Origin of the sequence: Acinetobacter sp. KS-LM10 (assembly GCF_036896575.1) — a bacterium.
Taxonomy (GTDB): Bacteria; Pseudomonadota; Gammaproteobacteria; order Pseudomonadales; family Moraxellaceae; genus Acinetobacter; species Acinetobacter avistercoris.
Genome location: NZ_CP145906.1, coordinates 947,379 through 964,887, shown reverse-complemented (window position 1 = coordinate 964,887; position 17,509 = coordinate 947,379). Strand labels below are relative to the sequence as shown.

Here is a 17,509-nt window from a genome sequence, read left to right as displayed (position 1 = left end):
CGCAAACATTCTCTTGTCAATTCATGGTAAAATCACATTTTCGAGCATTATTTTCGATTCTCTTCTATTTTCAAGTTACCATGAAGTAATTACACCTACATGAATCTGCAAATTTCTCTTATTCAAGACGTTGATGCTTTACTCCCGCAAACACAATGCGGTTTATGTGGTCATCGAGATGGCTGTCTGCCATATGCAAAATCAATTGTCGAAGGTGAAGATGCCAACAAATGTGTTCCAGGTGGTCAACCTGTTGCAGATGCCATTTCAAATCTCCTGAATCGACCGCGATTAGACGCAATTCCAAGCGTTTGGTCCATTCAATCAGATGGTCGCCCGCAGAGAATGAAGGCTCTCATTCGTGAGGATGAATGTATTGGTTGTACCAAATGCATTAGCGCGTGTCCTGTAGACGCGATCATCGGTTCTGGCAAAGTGATGCATTCTATTTTGACTGACTTATGTACGGGCTGTGAATTGTGTATTGCACCGTGCCCTGTCGACTGTATCGATTTAGTCGAAGATTTGAATCCTCTACCCAACGAAATACAGCGTATAAAGGAACAAAATGATTTACGTTCGCGTTATTACGCACATATCCAAAGAGAAGAAAAAAGTCGTATAAATCGGACAGGTCCTGTCGTTCGTGCAGAAATTGACACTGAGCTATTTTCAATTTTTTCACAAAAGCATACACTTGTACCGAAAATAGAAACTCCCCAGTCAACAAAACCCAATCTGCAAATCAATGTCAAAGCGACTGTTGAGCTAGCTAAGTTAAGAACACAAATTAAAAAATTAGAAAAACAATTGTCCGTGCGTGAAGATGCAAATAAAAGAGTATTACTCGAAGATTTAACCCAACAATTAAATCTGTTGCAGGATGTTCAATCATGACCGTCAAAAACATGACTAAAAAACAAATTCAAACTTTTTTTGAACGACTACGTGCACAACGTCCCAATCCAGAAACTGAACTTAACTATTCAAATCCTTTTGAACTGCTGATTGCTGTGACGTTATCTGCGCAAGCAACCGATGTCAGCGTCAACAAAGCCACAGATAAACTCTTTCCAGTTGCGAATACACCTGAGGCGATTTATGCACTCGGCGTGGAAGGCTTAAAGGAATACATTAAGACCATAGGCTTGTATAACTCCAAAGCCAACAATGTAATTAAAACTTGCCAGATGCTCATAGAAAAGCACAATAGCATTGTACCGCACAACCGTGCCGATTTAGAGGCATTGCCAGGGGTTGGACGTAAAACAGCAAATGTCGTACTCAATACGGCATTTGGACAGCCTACGATGGCTGTAGACACACATATATTCAGATTGGGTAATCGCACGGGGTTGGCTGTCGGGAAGAATGTATTAGAGGTCGAGCACCGCTTGGTTAAAGTGATCCCCAAAGAATTTATTGTGGATTCGCATCATTGGCTCATTTTACATGGACGTTATTGTTGTATTGCTCGAAAACCTAAATGCAATGAGTGTGTCGTTTCTGATGTATGTAACTGGCCAGATCGTTTTGAGTTCGGTGCAGATAAACCTATTAAGATTAAAAAATAGATCCTCTACACGTCTCTATTTCTTAATCATGATCGATGCATTTAATTGATCTCAAATTTATTCAAGCGATCAATTATTATTTTTATTGATTAAGATCTTGTTTATTATTTTTTGATTGTTCTGGAAACGTACGATCTAATTTACGCTTATCTTTATCTATCTGCATTTGTTTCTGAGTATCGCGTAACAACTTGAAGCTGAAATAAACCAAGAACAGGAGTAAAGCAATACACGCAATTAAAACAAGAATTATAGCCACTTTTTGCAAAACACTGCCCTCAAATTATTCATAAAAAAGAGCCCTAATATGACTTAGGACTCTTTTAATGTCAAAAATTCAAATTTAACTATTTAGATTTATCCAAAATAGCAAATAATTCTTTTTGAACATCTTCGATAGGACGAAGACCATTGATTTTATCGTAAGTTGGTGCATTTTCACCTGAAGCTGCACGCCCTTGATAGAAACCAACCAATTGCTCAGTTTCTGTATGATAAGACGAAAGGCGTTTACGAATCGTAGATTCCTGATCATCAGGACGTTGAACTAAATCTTCACCAGTTTCGTCGTCTTTACCTTCCACTTTAGGTGGGTTATACACTAAATGATAAATACGACCAGACGCTGCATGCTGACGACGACCAGAAAGACGTTGAACGATTTCTTCATCAGCAACATCAATTTCAATCACGTGATCAATATTGATACCTTCGCTTTCCAATGCTTCTGCTTGAGGAATCGTACGAGGGAAACCATCAAAGATACAGCCATTTACACAATCAGGTTGAGCAATACGCTCTTTGACTAAACCAATAATGAGTTCGTCAGAAACCAAACCACCATTATCCATTACGCTTTTAGCTTCTAAACCTAATTCAGTTCCTTCACGAATCGCAGCACGGAGCATATCACCGGTTGAAATTTGTGGGACATTGTAGCGCTTACAGATCAACTGAGCTTGTGTACCTTTACCTGCCCCAGGTGGTCCGAGTAATATAATGCGCATAAATAAACATCCTCATTTTTAACAATGTGTACGATACTGAGTTCATATCAAAAGTAATATGATATGAGAACCAGCATCTAATTATAAGAAAGCCACAAACAAATGTATTAATCCGGCGAAAAATCCGGTTACCCCACCAAGTACAATTAGAATCCATTCGTCTTCCTGGAATGCAGGACGTAACAAATTCTGAAACTCTTTAGGCGTTAATTCGCTAATACGATCTCTAAACATTTGATAGATTTTCTGTGCACGGCTCGCATTAAACGCAGGGTCGCAAACAGGAACCATCGTAATTTCAATTGAACGATCAATCAAGTCCGTCTTAAGTCTAGCATACTCTTTTGGACCTAATGAAAGCTGCAATGACGTTCTTACCAACGGCGTTTCTAATATTTCATTGATATGACGCTTAACGATACGACGTGTTTTGTTTTTACGTCCACCATACATCATTTCCGTCATAATCGATTTTAAAGTAATCAAATCTGAAGTAACAACATCCGCAAATACATCCGAAACTTCATCTTGACGTTTCATGAATGCACCTTGAACATTATAAGTTCCTATGCGTGGAATAACAGGTTTAATCCAAGGAAATTTGCGATTCTTGGTTAATTCAAAAAATTGCGGGAATTTCATAGGATGTGGTTCTATCGGATTAAACACCATCCAAATTGCAATCCAGTTGGTCAAGAAACCCCAAATCGCGGCCCAAAATGGAACAGTCCAGTGCCAAGGTACGACAAACCAAACGATCATCTGGAATATACCAAAAACCATTCCGATGAGCGCACTAATATGCCAAATAAAGTTAATCTCTTTCTGACCCACTTTTAAGAACATGTTCACCATGAGCTGGCGATCACCTTCCATTTGACTTACAACCATTTCACGCATATCAACCAAGGATTCTACGCTCATGGTGAGCTCAGTCACTAAGTCCGTTAATACTTTCGGAAGTTGCTTCTGTGCTTGCGCGTAAATTCTTCTTTTAATTGAATAAGGTAAGTTTTCCCACAGTACTGCATTGCGATCAAGCATCACTTCATCTATGAGATGTTCAAGTTCGAAACCAACCTGTTCGCCAATGATTCGCGCCATGTCCTCAGGATCCATTGCATCTAAAAACTCTCGCAATGAACCTAATTTTGACAACGTATTATCTGTGATAATGCCTGATATTCGACCTGCTTTGCGTGGCACGATACCTTGCCAACCCACAGGTAAAGGACCCAGATGAAATCCCCAAAATTTTATCGGGTAAAATACCATTTTGAGTGCCATCCATACGTGCGCCCAAGTTACAAAGGCAGTCACTGGAATAATACTCAAGACAGCATAAAAATCTGGTCGATTTAAAAAGGCTTGCCACAAATCACTAACATATTCAAACATTCATGACTCTCGTATTTTTTCTATTTGCGGTAGAGTTGTTGCATAAAACCATAAAACCTTCTAAAAACCTACACTTAAGGTGTAGGCGAATTGTATTTCTGGCTTAGTTTCATAAATAACTTGATTCGCGACTTTCAATTCTTCTCCAGCGACTAAACCGACACTAAATGTACTAATTCGGTCCTTATTCAAAAGAACATATGACAAATCTACTCCGCCACCCAGCTGTGATTCATCTTTTCCATTGACGGTTTTCGATTTTAAATGCCCTGCAAATGCACCTAAGTAGAAACCGTTGGAGTCTGTTCCATTCATTGTTACTGGATATCTAAATCCGAATTGTCCACCAATTTCATTTCCATCATTAATAAATGCACCCAATTTAGCGTAAGCAATACCGTAGGGATTGACCCATTCAGCATTCAAATGTGCAAGTTTTTGTGTGATCCCTGCCCCAGCATTCCATTGAGAAAGATTTTCAACTTTCAGCTTAGCCGCTGGCAAATAATCAGATAATTCTGCGTGGGCTACATTCCCCACTGCAAAAAGAAATGCGAAGGGAAGTATTATTCTCATTATTTTCTCCATTATCTCACCTTGAGATCAACTTATTTTAATTGTCCATAATATTTTTGACTTTAACAGATTAGTTTTCGATCTTATATACAAAACGCATCTAAATTAATGTCTATAAAGTCAAAATGATAACTTTTCAGTAGCGCCTTCGCTTTATTTTTTAAATTTTTTGTCTCATTCTCAGGTAAAATGATCTGGCATAGCCTTTATTTAACGTGAATTAAGTCGACGACGTATGAAACATCAGTTTCCTTTAAAAAATGTACAACAAGAAAAACGAATTTTTCGTAATCGAGTTTTTTTCGCGATTGGTTTTGTGATCTTTTTTTTACTGATCTTGCTCGCACGTTATGCATATTTGCAGATTGTGCACTACGAGCAATTTAAAGATGCTTCTGATAAAAACAGAATTCGCCTCCAGCCTATTTCTCCTGCTCGTGGTTATATTTATGACCGTAATGGTATTTTACTGGCTGATAATTATCCCGTCTTTACTGCAACCTTAAGTAAAGCGGATGTCACTGATATTGAAGAAACAGTAAAACGACTTACCCCAATCATCAGTCTGTCTGAAGATGATATTGAACGTTTTTCAAGTCGGGTAAAAACAGCAAGAAAAACTGAACGTGTGACGCTTAAACTGAATTTGACAGAAACAGATATCGCTAAATTTAGTGAAGTTAAATTTCAATTTCCTGGCGTTTCAATTGAAACTCAAATGACTCGTTATTATCCACATGGCGAACTCTTTGCCCATGTGGTTGGTTATGTCGGTCGAATTAATGATAAAGAGTTAAAATCGATTGATAAAGACGCGTATGCAGGAACCAACCTGATCGGTAAAGTGGGTGTTGAAAAATATTATGAGGACTTACTTCACGGCGTACCCGGTTTCGAGTCTATCGAAACAGATGCCTATGGTAATGTGCTGAGAAAATTAGGCCGTAAAGATTCGGTCCGAGGTAATGATCTTTATTTATCGATAGATTATGGCCTGCAAAGTATCGCATCAGAACAACTGGTCGGCCGTCGCGGTGCCATTGTCGCCATGGATCCCAATACTGGTGAAATTTTAGCATTGGTTTCCAGTCCGAGCTTTAATCCTAATTTATTTGTGACAGGTATTAGCACCAAAGACTATAGCGAATTACGGGATAATATTGATCAACCCCTTTATAACCGTGCTGTGCAAGGATCATATCCTCCAGGTTCAACCATTAAGCCAATGTTTGCCTTAGGTGGTCTACATTACGGTGTGGTCGATTGGAATACCACTATTTCAGATCCTGGTTATTTCACCCTTCCTGGTGATAGTCATCGTTTCCGTGACCATAAAAAATCAGGTCATGGTTCAGTCAATATGCATAAGGCCCAAGTCGTTTCATGTGATACCTATTTCTATATTCTCTCTTTCCAAATGGGTATTGAGAGAATGAATACTTGGATGCGACAATTTGGTTTTGGTGAAAAAACTGGGGTAGATTTACCGAGTGAAAGTACCGGTTTATACCCAAGCCCGGTATGGAAAATGCGCACTCGAAATGCGAAATGGTCTAGAGGTGAAACTATTTCAGTCAGTATCGGTCAGGGAGCATTTACGTCTACGCCACTCCAGCTAGCAATGGCTACCGCGATTACGTCAAACCAAGGGGCGCATGTCACGCCTCACGTACTGCGTGAATCTAAAGGTGCCAAAGTTCACAAGGTTCATAATGCGCCAAATGGAAAAATTCAATTCAACGGTCAACCTGAAGATTGGATTAAAATGCGCGAGGCCATGGTTGATGTCATCCAATCAGGTACGGGTAAATCTATTCGAGGTGGTTTGCAATATCAAATCGCAGGTAAAACAGGTACCGCACAGGTTAAAAGTATCGCCCAAGGTAAACGTTATAATGAATCTATATTAACGGATCGTCAGTTAGATCATGGACTATTCGTTGGTTTTGCACCTGCTGATAAACCTGAAATTGCCGTTGCGATTATTGTAGAGAATGGTCGTGGCGGTAGTGCCACGCCGATTGCCCGCCCGATCATGGATTACTGGTTACTACACCGCAAAAATAAACCCAAAGTCCCTTCTAAACATCAAATTAGTGGTGGATTAATGACTGCGGGGATTAAACCAAGTGATTTACCAAGTGGTGATAATCTTGCATTGCCGAACGCTGCTAATGCCCAAGTGAATAGCCCAAACAATCCATCATTGGATCAAAGAACTGCTACATCTGCTCCAACAACAGCAAATCAAATATCGACACAGCCGGATAATCCACCAGCTACAACTCAGGTTACTGTGAGTGAATAAATGAAGAATCAATTACGCATTATTGGCGGTGAATGGAAAAGACGTGTCCTTCCATTTGCTGATATTGATGGACTTAGACCTACCCCAGATCGTGTACGCGAAACATTATTTAACTGGCTTATGTGGGATGTACAAAATGCGCAAGTCTTAGACCTTTGCGCAGGTTCTGGTGCATTAAGTTTTGAGGCATTATCTCGTGGTGCGGCACATGTCACTATGGTTGAACCAAGCCATGCGCAATCTAAAATTTTGAAAGACAATATTCAACTATTGAAAATTCAGAACTGCCAATTAATTCAATCCACAGCGCAAATTGCAATTCGACAGCTCAAAGAAGACAGCATTGATTTAATCTTTTTAGATCCCCCTTATGCCCTTAATCTTTGGCAGGAACTTGCAGCTTTAGTCGATCCACTGCTTAAAAATGAAGGTTTTATTTACCTTGAAGCAGATTGTCCACTGTTTAAACTTGAACTACCTTCGAGCTGGAAATTGATCAAAGAAACCAAAGCTGGAGCTGTTCGAGCGGGTCTCTATAAAAAATTAAATCCATAAAGTGTTCTTTCATCAACATTATTAAAAATCAAACTTTCGTAAATGTGCGTTGGTTTTACATTTATAAGGGCTTCATTGATGAAGCCTTTTATTTTGTCTTTTGAGTGAAGAAGTTAAAAATGATGAATATACTTTTTATATCAATGAAAAAAGATGATTGAGTGGCCATACATTGATACGTTAAAATCCCTTCTCCCTTTGGGAGAAAGTTAGGATGAGGGAATACTCATGATGAGCGTATTGTATGAATAATGACTTTTGAAAGAAGTCTAATCTATATAATTTTTTTATAATTTATTGATTTAAAAAGTTAAAGTACTCAATTTAATACTTTAAATTTCTCAACCAAAATATTCGAATAAGTTGACCACGATTATAAGGAAAGCTAGACAAATATTCATATCCTATTCGATTTCTATTATTTATTTTAAACTCCATTCCATATCCAAAAGAAATTGTTAAGGCCTGCAAGCCATCAACGTTAAACTCACCTGAGCCCAATTTATTTTTAAAATCATTTGAATTAAATGCGGTATGATTAAAAATACGGATTCGCTCATTTTTATAAAATTGATTTTGCAAAATATTATAATTTTTCACTTCATCATCATGTTCTTGAGCTAATTTTTGTTGCTCTAAATTAAGTCCAAAATCGATCTCATCTTGTTGATCTTTTATCTTAATCAGACTTTCATCCTGTTGTTCGACAACAAAAAATACATCTTGAGAATCATTTGATCTCAATTGATTATTCACCTGGACATCAAATTTTTCTTTTTTTAGATCATTAACTGCTGAATCATCTGCTTTAGAATCATTTGATCCTAAACTACTGGCATCTAAATCATTTGTATCTAAAACATGTATGCCTAAGCTATTTACTTCTAAATGATTGCTTTTTAAAGCTTCTTCTTTTTCTTTATAAATTTCAGCGACACTATTTCCACTGATATAACAAAGTGTAATAAACAGACTGAAAATAGCTGTTAAATGATGTTCAAAAATGAGCCGTACTCCATCTTTAAAATGAGAGAAATCTATCACATTTTATAAATATATAGTTTCATAAGACAAGCTTATATTTGCAATAAGCCATTTCAGAGTCTAATCTTTAAATCATTACTTTAAGTTATAAAAAAGTTATAAGAATAGATCAATGTTAAAATTAAAATAATATTAAACATAGAGATGGAATAAAAATATGGAAATCCGTGACCAAATTGTTCTTGTGACTGGTGGGGCAAGAGGACTAGGACTTGCGATTACTCATGCACTTATTCGTGAAGGTGCAAAAGTTGTAGTGAACTACCACAGCAGTGAACAATCTGCTCAAGATTTATTCAAAAAACATGCTGATCAAGTCTTTATTTATCAGGCTGATGTCACGGATGCAGCGCAAGTAAAACGCATGTTTATAGAAGCAAAAAATCACTTTGGGCATGCCATTACCTCTGTCATTAATAATGCGCTGTTAAGCTTTAAATTTGATGGTGATCAACGACCTAAAGTTGAAAATTTGACTTGGCAATCGATGCAACAACAATTTGACAGTGCTGTTTTAGCCTCACTAAATACCACTCAAGCTGCCTTAGATGACATGAAGAACGCTCATTTCGGTCGTATTATTAATATTGGAACCAATTTGGTACAAAATCCTGTCGTTCCTTATCATGACTATACTGCTGCAAAAGCGGCTTTACTTGCATTTACTCGAACCACTGCGCATGATTTAGGCCAGTATGGAATCAATGTAAATATGGTGTCAGGTGGTTTACTCAGAAAAACAGATGCAAGTCGTGCAACGCCAGATCAAGTTTTTGATTTTATTGCTTCATCCACGCCTTTAAGAGAAGTGACGACTCCTGAACAATTTGCAGACGCAGCTCTATTATTTTTATCACCATGGTCACGCGCAGTTACAGGTCAAAATTTAATTGTTGATGGTGGTTTAGTCAAAGGTTAAGACCTTTATTTTAAATTAAAAATGGGAGCCTCTAAGGCTCCCATTTTATTAAACATGTTATATGACAGTGAATAATCTTTTTATTTTCTCAGTGAAAGAGATTTAATAAGCTGTCTAAAATGAGCTTATGAAAGGTTTAATCTCATGATTAAATCAAACCTTTATCTTTTAACACTTGAAGCATAGTTGAGCCCAATTCAGCAGGACTACGAGTATATGCCATTCCTGCACGCTCGAAAGCAGCAAATTTTTCTTCTGCTGTTCCTTGCCCACCAGAAATAATGGCACCCGCATGACCCATACGCTTGCCTTTAGGCGCAGTAACACCAGCGATATAACCGACGACTGGCTTCGTGACATGCGCCTTGATATATTCAGCTGCTTCTTCTTCCGCCGTACCACCAATTTCACCAATCATGATAATAGCTTCAGTTTGAGGGTCTTCTTGGAATAATTTCAGACAGTCGATTTGATTCATGCCCGGAATTGGATCACCACCGATACCAATACAAGTTGACTGACCTAAACCTAGTTTTGTTGTTTGAGCAACGGCTTCATAAGTCAATGTACCAGAACGTGAAATAATTCCGATTTTACCAGGTTGATGAATATGCCCTGGCATAATACCGATCTTACATTCACCTGGAGTGATAATTCCTGGACAGTTTGGTCCAATTAATCGTGCGCCATTTCCATAAGTTTCAAGATAACGCTTAGCTTTTAGCATATCTAATGTTGGCACACCTTCGGTGATTACCACAATCAGCTCAATGCCTGAATCTACAGCCTCGACAATTGAATCCAAAACAAAAGGTGCAGGTACATATATCACTGAAGCATCTGCCCCAGTTTCACGTACCGCTTCATTCATTGTATTAAACACAGGAAGGTTTAAATGTTGTTGACCACCTTTACCTGGGGTTACACCACCCACAACTTTGGTGCCGTATGCTAAAGCTTGTTCCGAGTGAAAAGTACCATTTTTACCGGTAAAACCTTGTACCAATACTTTTGTGTTTTTATTAACTAATACGCTCATGATTGATACTCCCTTACGCTTTCACTGCAGCAACGACTTTTTCTGCAGCATCCGCTAAACCTGTTGCAGAAATTAATTTAAGACCTGATTCATCGAGTAATTTTGCACCGAGTTCTGCGTTGTTGCCTTCTAAGCGAACCACCACAGGAACCGTTACATTAACTTCTTGAACCGCTGCAATAATTGCTTCAGCAATCATGTCACAACGTACAATCCCACCAAAAATATTAATCAGAATTGCTTCAACAGTTGTATCAGACAAAATGATTTTAAATGCTTCAATCACGCGATCTTTGGTTGCACCACCACCAACGTCAAGGAAGTTTGCAGGCTGTCCACCATAAAGCTTGATAATATCCATGGTCGCCATAGCAAGGCCTGCACCATTGACCATACAACCAATATTTCCTTCTAAGGCAACATAGTTTAGATCAAATTCAGACGCTTTCAGTTCGCGCTCATTCTCTTGAGATTTATCACGCATCGCATTAATTTCTGGTAAGCGATAGAGCGCATTGGAATCGATACCTATTTTGGCATCAACACATAAAATATCGCCGTTTTCACGTACTGATAATGGATTAATTTCAAATAAGGCAAAATCATTATCGATAAAAGCTTGATAAGCAGCTGTCATCGCTTTGACAAATTGATTAATTTGTCCGCCTTTTAGATCAAGTTTGAATGCAACCTCACGTGCTTGGAAAGGTAGCAATCCAACCAATGGGTCAACTTCAACTTTAATGATTTTTTCAGGAGTTTCTTCGGCAACTTTTTCAATTTCGACACCACCTTCTGTGGATGCCATAAAGGTCACACGACGACTTGAACGATCGACAACTGCACCTAGGTACAGCTCACGCTCTACTGGATAAACATCTTCACAAATAAGTAAGCTGTTGACTGGTTGACCATTCGCGTCAGTCTGATAGGTCACTAGGTTGGTGCCGATTATCGAATTTGCGTATTCAGCAACTTCTTCTTTAGACTTGGCAACTTTTACACCACCAGCCTTACCACGACCACCAGCATGGACTTGTGCCTTCATCACAGCAAACTTACCACCAAGCTGTTCAAATGCAGCAACAGCCTCATCGGCATTGGTTGCAAGAATACCTTCTTGAACAGGCATTCCGTATTTTTTTAACAGCGTTTTAGCTTGATATTCGTGTAGATTCATTCTTTTTTACCTTTAACTACTTTTCACGTTTTTATGATCACCAGCACTTAAACATCCATCAAGATAAGCGCTAGCATTTATTTAATTTTCTATTATTAGTTTTAGATGATTATTCATGCAAAAACAACCATCAAATGTAACAAGAGCGGCCTAAGCCGCTCTATTCTTCTTTATTTACGTTTGCGCTGAATCGCATGAATTGCTCGACCATCCACTGCCAAGGCAGCTTCATGAACGACTTCAGAGAATGTTGGATGACCAAATGTCATTAATTGTAGATCTTCAACCGAAGAAACGAACTCAAGTGCAATCATACCTTGGTGAACGATATCAGACGCAGCAGGTCCAATCACGTGCATACCCAATAAACGATCCGTTTTCGCATCTGCAACAAACTTCACAAAGCCAGCACCTTCACCAGCAGCTAAAGCACGACCATTCACAGCAAAACCGAATTGACCCGATTTAACTTCATGACCTTTTTCTTTCGCTTGCTCTTCTGTTAAACCTACCCACGCCGCTTCTGGGTGTGTGTAAATTACAGAAATGATGGTGTCATAGTTTACTTGAGCAGCATGACCGTGAATACGTTCAACTGCCATTACGCCTTCTTCCATTGCTTTATGTGCAAGCATTGGACCACGTACCAAGTCACCAATTGCATATACACCGTCGACAGACGTTGCACACCAATCATTTACTTCAACTAAACCACGTTCAGTCAATTTAATGCCTGAATCATCAGCCAATAAACCTTCAGCATAAGCACGACGACCTACACAAACGATCAATTTATCGAAAGTTTGAGTTTTGTCTTCACCGCCTTGGGTATATTGAACAGTAACTTCGCGACCATTGATTTCAGTTCCTGCAACTTTTGCACCGATACGGATATCCATACCTTGCTTAGTCAACAGTTTTTGATAATCTTTAGCTAAAGTTTTATCAGCCATTGGTAAGAATGCATCCATTGCTTCAAATACAACAACTTCTGCACCTAAACGACGCCAGACTGAACCGAGCTCTAAACCAATAACACCCGCGCCAATCACGCCTAAACGTTTTGGTACTTCTGGGAATTCTAATGCACCAGTAGAGTCAACGATAAGATCTTGATCTACAGGAGCCGAAGGAATATTAATTGGTACAGAACCAGTAGCAAGAATCACATACTTAGGCTCTAAAACTTGAGTTTCACCTTCGTGAGATACAAATTCTACTTTTTTACCCGCAAGTAATTTACCTGTACCTTTTAACCATTCGATACCATTGCCTTTAAGCAATTGATCAATACCACCAGTTAACTGATCTACAACCTTGTCTTTACGCGCAAGCATTTTTGTAAGATCAAATTTAACTTCACCAGTCGTAATACCATGGTCATCTAAATGCTGAACGGTATCTTCATAACGATGCGAAGAATCCAATAAAGCTTTAGACGGGATACAACCTACGTTTAAGCATGTACCACCTAAAGATGGTTTGCCTTTGTGAATACGTTTTTCAATACAAGCAACTTTGAAACCAAGTTGAGCAGCACGAATCGCAGCTTCATAACCACCTGGTCCACCGCCGATTACAACTAAATCGAACTGTTGAGACATTTTTATCTCCAAGAACTAAGACAGAGGATCGCTCTGTCTTAGATTATTTTCAATGGTAAGTATTAAAGATCAAGGATAAGACGTGCTGGCTCTTCTAACAATTCTTTGATTGTTACAAGGAAACCTACCGCTTCTTTACCATCGATTAAACGGTGGTCATAAGACATCGCTAAGTACATCATTGGCAAGATTTCAACTTGACCATTGACCGCCATTGGACGTTCTTGAATTTTGTGCATGCCTAAAATAGCAGTTTGTGGCGTATTCAAAATTGGTGTTGAAAGTAATGAACCGAAAGTACCACCATTAGTAATGGTGAATGTACCGCCAGTCATATCTTCGATACCCAATTTGCCATCACGCGCTTTAGCAGCATATGCACGGATACCATTTTCAACTTCAGCATAGTTCATGCGGTCTGTATCACGAAGAACAGGAACCACTAAACCGCGCTCAGATGACACAGCAACACCGATATCATAGTAACCGTGATAAACAATGTCTTCGCCATCAATTGAAGCATTTACAGCTGGGTAGCGTTTAAGCGCTTCAGTTGCAGCTTTAACAAAGAATGACATGAAACCAAGACGTGCACCATGACGCTTTTCAAAAGCATCTTTGTACTGTGCACGCATTTCCATAATTGGCTTCATGTTGACTTCGTTAAACGTTGTCAACATCGCAGTTTCTTGCGTAGCAGCAAGAAGACGCTCAGCAACACGCTTACGAAGACGTGTCATAGGAACACGTTTTTCGATACGCTCGCCTACAGCAACACTTAAAGGTGCAGCAGCTGGTTTCGCTTGATGATTTGCAACATCTTCTTTGGTAATACGACCACCACGACCAGAACCAGAAACGTCAGCAGCATTAATACCTGTTTCAGTTAAAGCTTTACGCACAGCAGGTGCTTGATCAGCAACTTGAGCACGTTCAACTACAGGTGCAGCGCCTGCTTCAGTTTGAGCAGCAGCTTGTTCTACTTTCTGTTCTGATTGAACCGCTTGAGTTTGAGCAGCGCCAGAAACAGCACCCGCTTCAAATGTCGCAATCACTTCATCTGAAAGAACTGTATCGCCTTCGCCTTTGATAATTTGTGCAATTGTACCGTCAGCAGGAGCAACAACTTCTAAAACAACTTTATCCGTTTCAATATCGCAGATCACTTCATCACGTGCTACTGCTTCACCCGGTTGTTTGTGCCAAGTTGCAACAGTACCGTCTGCAACTGACTCTGGGAATACCGGTGCTTTAATTTCGGTTGCCATTATTTCGATTCTCCTGATTGTTCAGCTACGATCGCTAATGCGTCATTTACGAGCTGAGCTTGTTGTTTTGCATGCAAGTAAGGTGAGCCACATGCAGGTGCAGCAGATGCTTCACGGCCTGCGTAGCTAATACGAATTTGTTGACCAGATTTCATGATGTCATCGTATAAACGTGGAGCAATGAATAACCAAGCGCCTTGGTTTTTCGGCTCTTCTTGACACCAAACGATCTCTTTCACATTTGGATAAGTAGCAAGAACTTCAGCAATGCGTTGTTCTGGGTACGGATACAACTGTTCCACACGTACAAGCGCAATGTTCAATTCTTGTTCACGACGTTTTTCAAGCAAGTCGTAATACACTTTACCGCCACAAAGAACTAAACGAGTAACGTCCGCTTTGTTTAAGTTATCCACTTCATCAATCACAGTTTGGAATGAACCTGTTGCAAGCTCTTCTAAAGTAGACGTTGCTAACTTATGACGAAGCAATGATTTCGGAGATGTAACAATCATTGGCTTACGAATAGGACGAAGTGCTTGACGACGCATCGCATGGAAAATCTGTGCAGGTGTCGTTGGTGTAATCACTTGCATATTGTCTTCTGCACAAAGCTGTAAGAAACGCTCTAAACGTGCTGAAGAATGCTCAGGACCTTGACCTTCATAACCATGCGGAAGAAGCATGGTTAAACCACACACGCGCTCCCATTTGGTTTCACCTGAAGCAATAAACTGATCGATCACGACTTGCGCACAGTTTGCAAAGTCACCGAACTGCGCTTCCCAAATGATTAAACTCTTAGGAAGAGTGGTCGCATAACCATATTCAAAAGCAAGCACAGCCATTTCAGACAACAATGAGTCATAAATAGCAGTACGTGGTTGATTTTCTTTGATATGACAAAGTGGAATATAAACCGAACCGTCAACTTGGTTATGCAATTTTGCATGACGATGTGAGAACGTACCACGTCCAACGTCTTCACCTGTTAAACGAACAAGGAAACCTTCATCTAAAATCGTTGCATACGCTAGAACTTCCGCAGCACCCCAGTTTAGTGGCATTTCACCTGTTTGCATTTTCAAGCGATCATCAATCACTTTTGCTACTTGGCGCTGCATCACAAAGCCTTCAGGCAATTGACGCATTTTCGTACCAAGCTCTTTTAAGCGCTCGATTGGGAATGAAGTATCCCATTCGTCTGTGTAATCGTGACCCAAGTATGGCGCCCAATCTACAAACATTTTTTTGTTTGGTTCTAAAACAAGTGCATTGGCAACATGCTTACCTGCTTCTAGATCCGAACGATAATCTTCTACTAACTGATCTGCAGCTGCACGATCTAATACACCACTTTGAACCAACTGGTCAGCATAAAGCGTACGTGTTGTTGGTTTTTTGGTAATGACTTGATACATCATTGGCTGTGTAGCAGCAGGCTCATCCGCTTCGTTATGACCACGACGACGGTAGCAGAACATATCGATCACAACATCTTTACGGAATGTATGACGGAAATCATGTGCCAATTGCGAAACAAACAATACAGATTCTGGATCATCACCATTGACATGGAAGATTGGTGCCTGAATCATTTTCGCGATATCAGTACAATATTCTGTAGAACGTGCATCACGAGGATCAGACGTTGTAAAACCAACTTGGTTGTTCACAACAATATGAACCGTACCACCCACTGTATAGCCACGCGTTTGTGACATTTGGAAGGTTTCTTGGTTAACGCCCTGACCTGCAAATGCTGCATCACCGTGAACAATAACCGGTAATACATCATCACCACCGATGTCTTTGCGACGCACTTGACGAGCACGTACAGAACCTTCAACTACAGGTCCTACGATTTCTAAATGCGATGGGTTAAACGCCAATGCCAAGTGAACTTCGCCACCTGATGTCATTACGTTTGAAGAGAAACCTTGATGGTACTTAACGTCGCCAGAACCTTTTTTGTGAATGCTCTTACCTTCGAACTCACCAAAAAGATCTGCTGGGTTTTTACCCATAATATTTACAAGAAGATTCAGACGACCACGGTGTGGCATTCCGATCACAACTTCTTTACAACCTACAGAACCGGCACGTTGAATTAAGGCATCAACCATAGGAATGAATGATTCACCACCTTCAACACCGAAACGTTTTGCACCCACATACTTGTTGCCTAAGAACTTCTCAAGTCCTTCAGCTGCTGTTAAGCGTTCAAGAATGTGTTTTTTCTGTTCTGCAGAAAAACCGAATTGACCTTTAGTCCCTTCAAGACGCTGCTGAATCCAACGTTTTTCTTTGGTATCAACAATGTGCATGTATTCCACGCCAACAGAAGCACAATACGTCGCTTCCATTGCTGCAACCATTTCACCTAGCGTTGCTTGATCTTTACCAATAGCCAAATTACCTGCATTAAATACAGTATCTAAATCTGACTTGGTTAAACCATGCGCAGCAAGATCTAAGTCTGGTACGTCTTCGCGTTTTGCCAAACCTAATGGATCTAATTTTGCTTTTTGGTGACCACGGTTACGATATGCTGCGATGAGCTGTAATACACCAATTTGACGACGTTCGTGCTCTGAACTTACTGCACTTTGTACGACAGGTTGGATACGATTTGAATTACGACCTAATAAAAGGAATTGCTCACGTACATTGCTGTGTGGTTGATCACCTTTAGGGAATTTACCAAAGTATTCTTGCCAATCAGCGCCTACTGAATCCGGAGCTGTTAAATACTGCTCATAAAGTTCTTCAATATACGCTGCACTGTCAGCGGAGAGTTCAGTGTCAAGACGCAGAGCGTCAGCAACTTCTTGCATTTGTGGACCCATTTCCTATTGCAAAACATTACAGGAAGCCTGTTAAGCTCTCCCATGATTGAAAATGCCAAATGGTAGATTGACATTCACCCATCAGGCACAAATGACCATGGGGCGTTCGTAGTACTAGAAAACTTCTAATACCAGCAACAAATCATAATGCCTTCATTGACATCACAACTCATCTTCATACTCGAAAA

At 39.8% G+C, this 17,509-nt stretch carries 15 protein-coding genes; 5 read left to right on the top strand and 10 right to left on the bottom strand.

The annotated features are described in order from the left end of the window. The first annotated feature begins 99 nt into the window (after positions 1–99). On the top strand, positions 100–897 hold the full coding sequence (locus tag V5M36_RS04290; protein ID WP_338562367.1) for an RnfABCDGE type electron transport complex subunit B: 798 nt from the start codon (positions 100–102) through the stop codon (positions 895–897). Then, positions 894–1,574, top strand: coding sequence for an endonuclease III (gene nth / locus V5M36_RS04285; RefSeq protein WP_338562365.1), 681 nt, complete (start codon positions 894–896; stop codon positions 1,572–1,574). Before V5M36_RS04290 ends, nth begins: the two co-directional genes overlap by 4 nt. Before the next feature lie 82 nt (positions 1,575–1,656). On the opposite strand, the gene V5M36_RS04280 is transcribed toward nth, so the two are convergent. From V5M36_RS04280 to V5M36_RS04265, 4 genes are all read right to left on the bottom strand, one after another. Further along, positions 1,657–1,833 (bottom strand): hypothetical protein, encoded by a 177-nt coding sequence (locus tag V5M36_RS04280; RefSeq protein ID WP_338562363.1) that lies wholly within the window; start codon positions 1,831–1,833, stop codon positions 1,657–1,659. A gap of 88 nt (positions 1,834–1,921) precedes the next feature. Further along, on the bottom strand, positions 1,922–2,581 hold the full coding sequence (gene adk / locus V5M36_RS04275; protein WP_338562361.1) for an adenylate kinase: 660 nt from the start codon (positions 2,579–2,581) through the stop codon (positions 1,922–1,924). Positions 2,582–2,662: 81 nt separating this feature from the next. Continuing rightward, a complete protein-coding gene (locus V5M36_RS04270; protein WP_338562359.1) occupies positions 2,663–3,979 on the bottom strand; it encodes a hypothetical protein in 1,317 nt (438 codons plus the stop codon). A gap of 60 nt (positions 3,980–4,039) precedes the next feature. Further along, complete coding sequence (locus tag V5M36_RS04265) at positions 4,040–4,555, bottom strand: hypothetical protein (protein ID WP_338562357.1); 516 nt, start codon at positions 4,553–4,555, stop codon at positions 4,040–4,042. A gap of 235 nt (positions 4,556–4,790) precedes the next feature. Between V5M36_RS04265 and mrdA the strand changes: the two genes are divergently transcribed. Together mrdA and rsmD are read left to right on the top strand one after the other, a co-directional pair. After that, positions 4,791–6,863 (top strand): penicillin-binding protein 2, encoded by a 2,073-nt coding sequence (gene mrdA / locus V5M36_RS04260; protein ID WP_338562354.1) that lies wholly within the window; start codon positions 4,791–4,793, stop codon positions 6,861–6,863. After that, on the top strand, positions 6,864–7,418 hold the full coding sequence (rsmD, locus tag V5M36_RS04255) for a 16S rRNA (guanine(966)-N(2))-methyltransferase RsmD (protein WP_338562352.1): 555 nt from the start codon (positions 6,864–6,866) through the stop codon (positions 7,416–7,418). Between the two features lie 324 nt (positions 7,419–7,742). Here rsmD and V5M36_RS04250 read toward each other — a convergent pair whose 3' ends face one another. After that, complete coding sequence (locus V5M36_RS04250) at positions 7,743–8,462, bottom strand: hypothetical protein (protein WP_338562349.1); 720 nt, start codon at positions 8,460–8,462, stop codon at positions 7,743–7,745. A 157-nt stretch (positions 8,463–8,619) separates the two neighbouring features. Here V5M36_RS04250 and V5M36_RS04245 point away from each other — a divergent pair, with 157 nt between their 5' ends. After that, positions 8,620–9,381 carry a 3-oxoacyl-ACP reductase gene (locus V5M36_RS04245; RefSeq protein WP_338562347.1) on the top strand — a complete coding sequence of 254 codons (762 nt, stop codon included), beginning with the start codon at positions 8,620–8,622 and terminating at the stop codon, positions 9,379–9,381. A 148-nt stretch (positions 9,382–9,529) separates the two neighbouring features. On the opposite strand, the gene sucD is transcribed toward V5M36_RS04245, so the two are convergent. The 5 genes from sucD to V5M36_RS04220 all read right to left on the bottom strand — a co-directional run bounded on the left by sucD (position 9,530) and on the right by V5M36_RS04220 (position 17,309). Continuing rightward, positions 9,530–10,420, bottom strand: a complete 891-nt coding sequence (sucD, locus tag V5M36_RS04240; protein ID WP_338562345.1) for a succinate--CoA ligase subunit alpha — start codon at positions 10,418–10,420, stop codon at positions 9,530–9,532. 13 nt (positions 10,421–10,433) lie between these two features. Next, positions 10,434–11,600 (bottom strand): ADP-forming succinate--CoA ligase subunit beta, encoded by a 1,167-nt coding sequence (gene sucC, locus V5M36_RS04235; protein WP_338562343.1) that lies wholly within the window; start codon positions 11,598–11,600, stop codon positions 10,434–10,436. Positions 11,601–11,770: 170 nt separating this feature from the next. Continuing rightward, entirely contained in the window at positions 11,771–13,204 is a 1,434-nt protein-coding gene (gene lpdA / locus V5M36_RS04230) for a dihydrolipoyl dehydrogenase (protein WP_338562340.1), read from the bottom strand. Between the two features lie 62 nt (positions 13,205–13,266). Then, positions 13,267–14,472 carry a 2-oxoglutarate dehydrogenase complex dihydrolipoyllysine-residue succinyltransferase gene (gene odhB / locus V5M36_RS04225; protein ID WP_338562337.1) on the bottom strand — a complete coding sequence of 402 codons (1,206 nt, stop codon included), beginning with the start codon at positions 14,470–14,472 and terminating at the stop codon, positions 13,267–13,269. Further along, positions 14,472–17,309, bottom strand: a complete 2,838-nt coding sequence (locus V5M36_RS04220; RefSeq protein ID WP_338562335.1) for a 2-oxoglutarate dehydrogenase E1 component — start codon at positions 17,307–17,309, stop codon at positions 14,472–14,474. Before V5M36_RS04220 ends, odhB begins: the two co-directional genes overlap by 1 nt. Positions 17,310–17,509 lie beyond the last annotated feature (200 nt).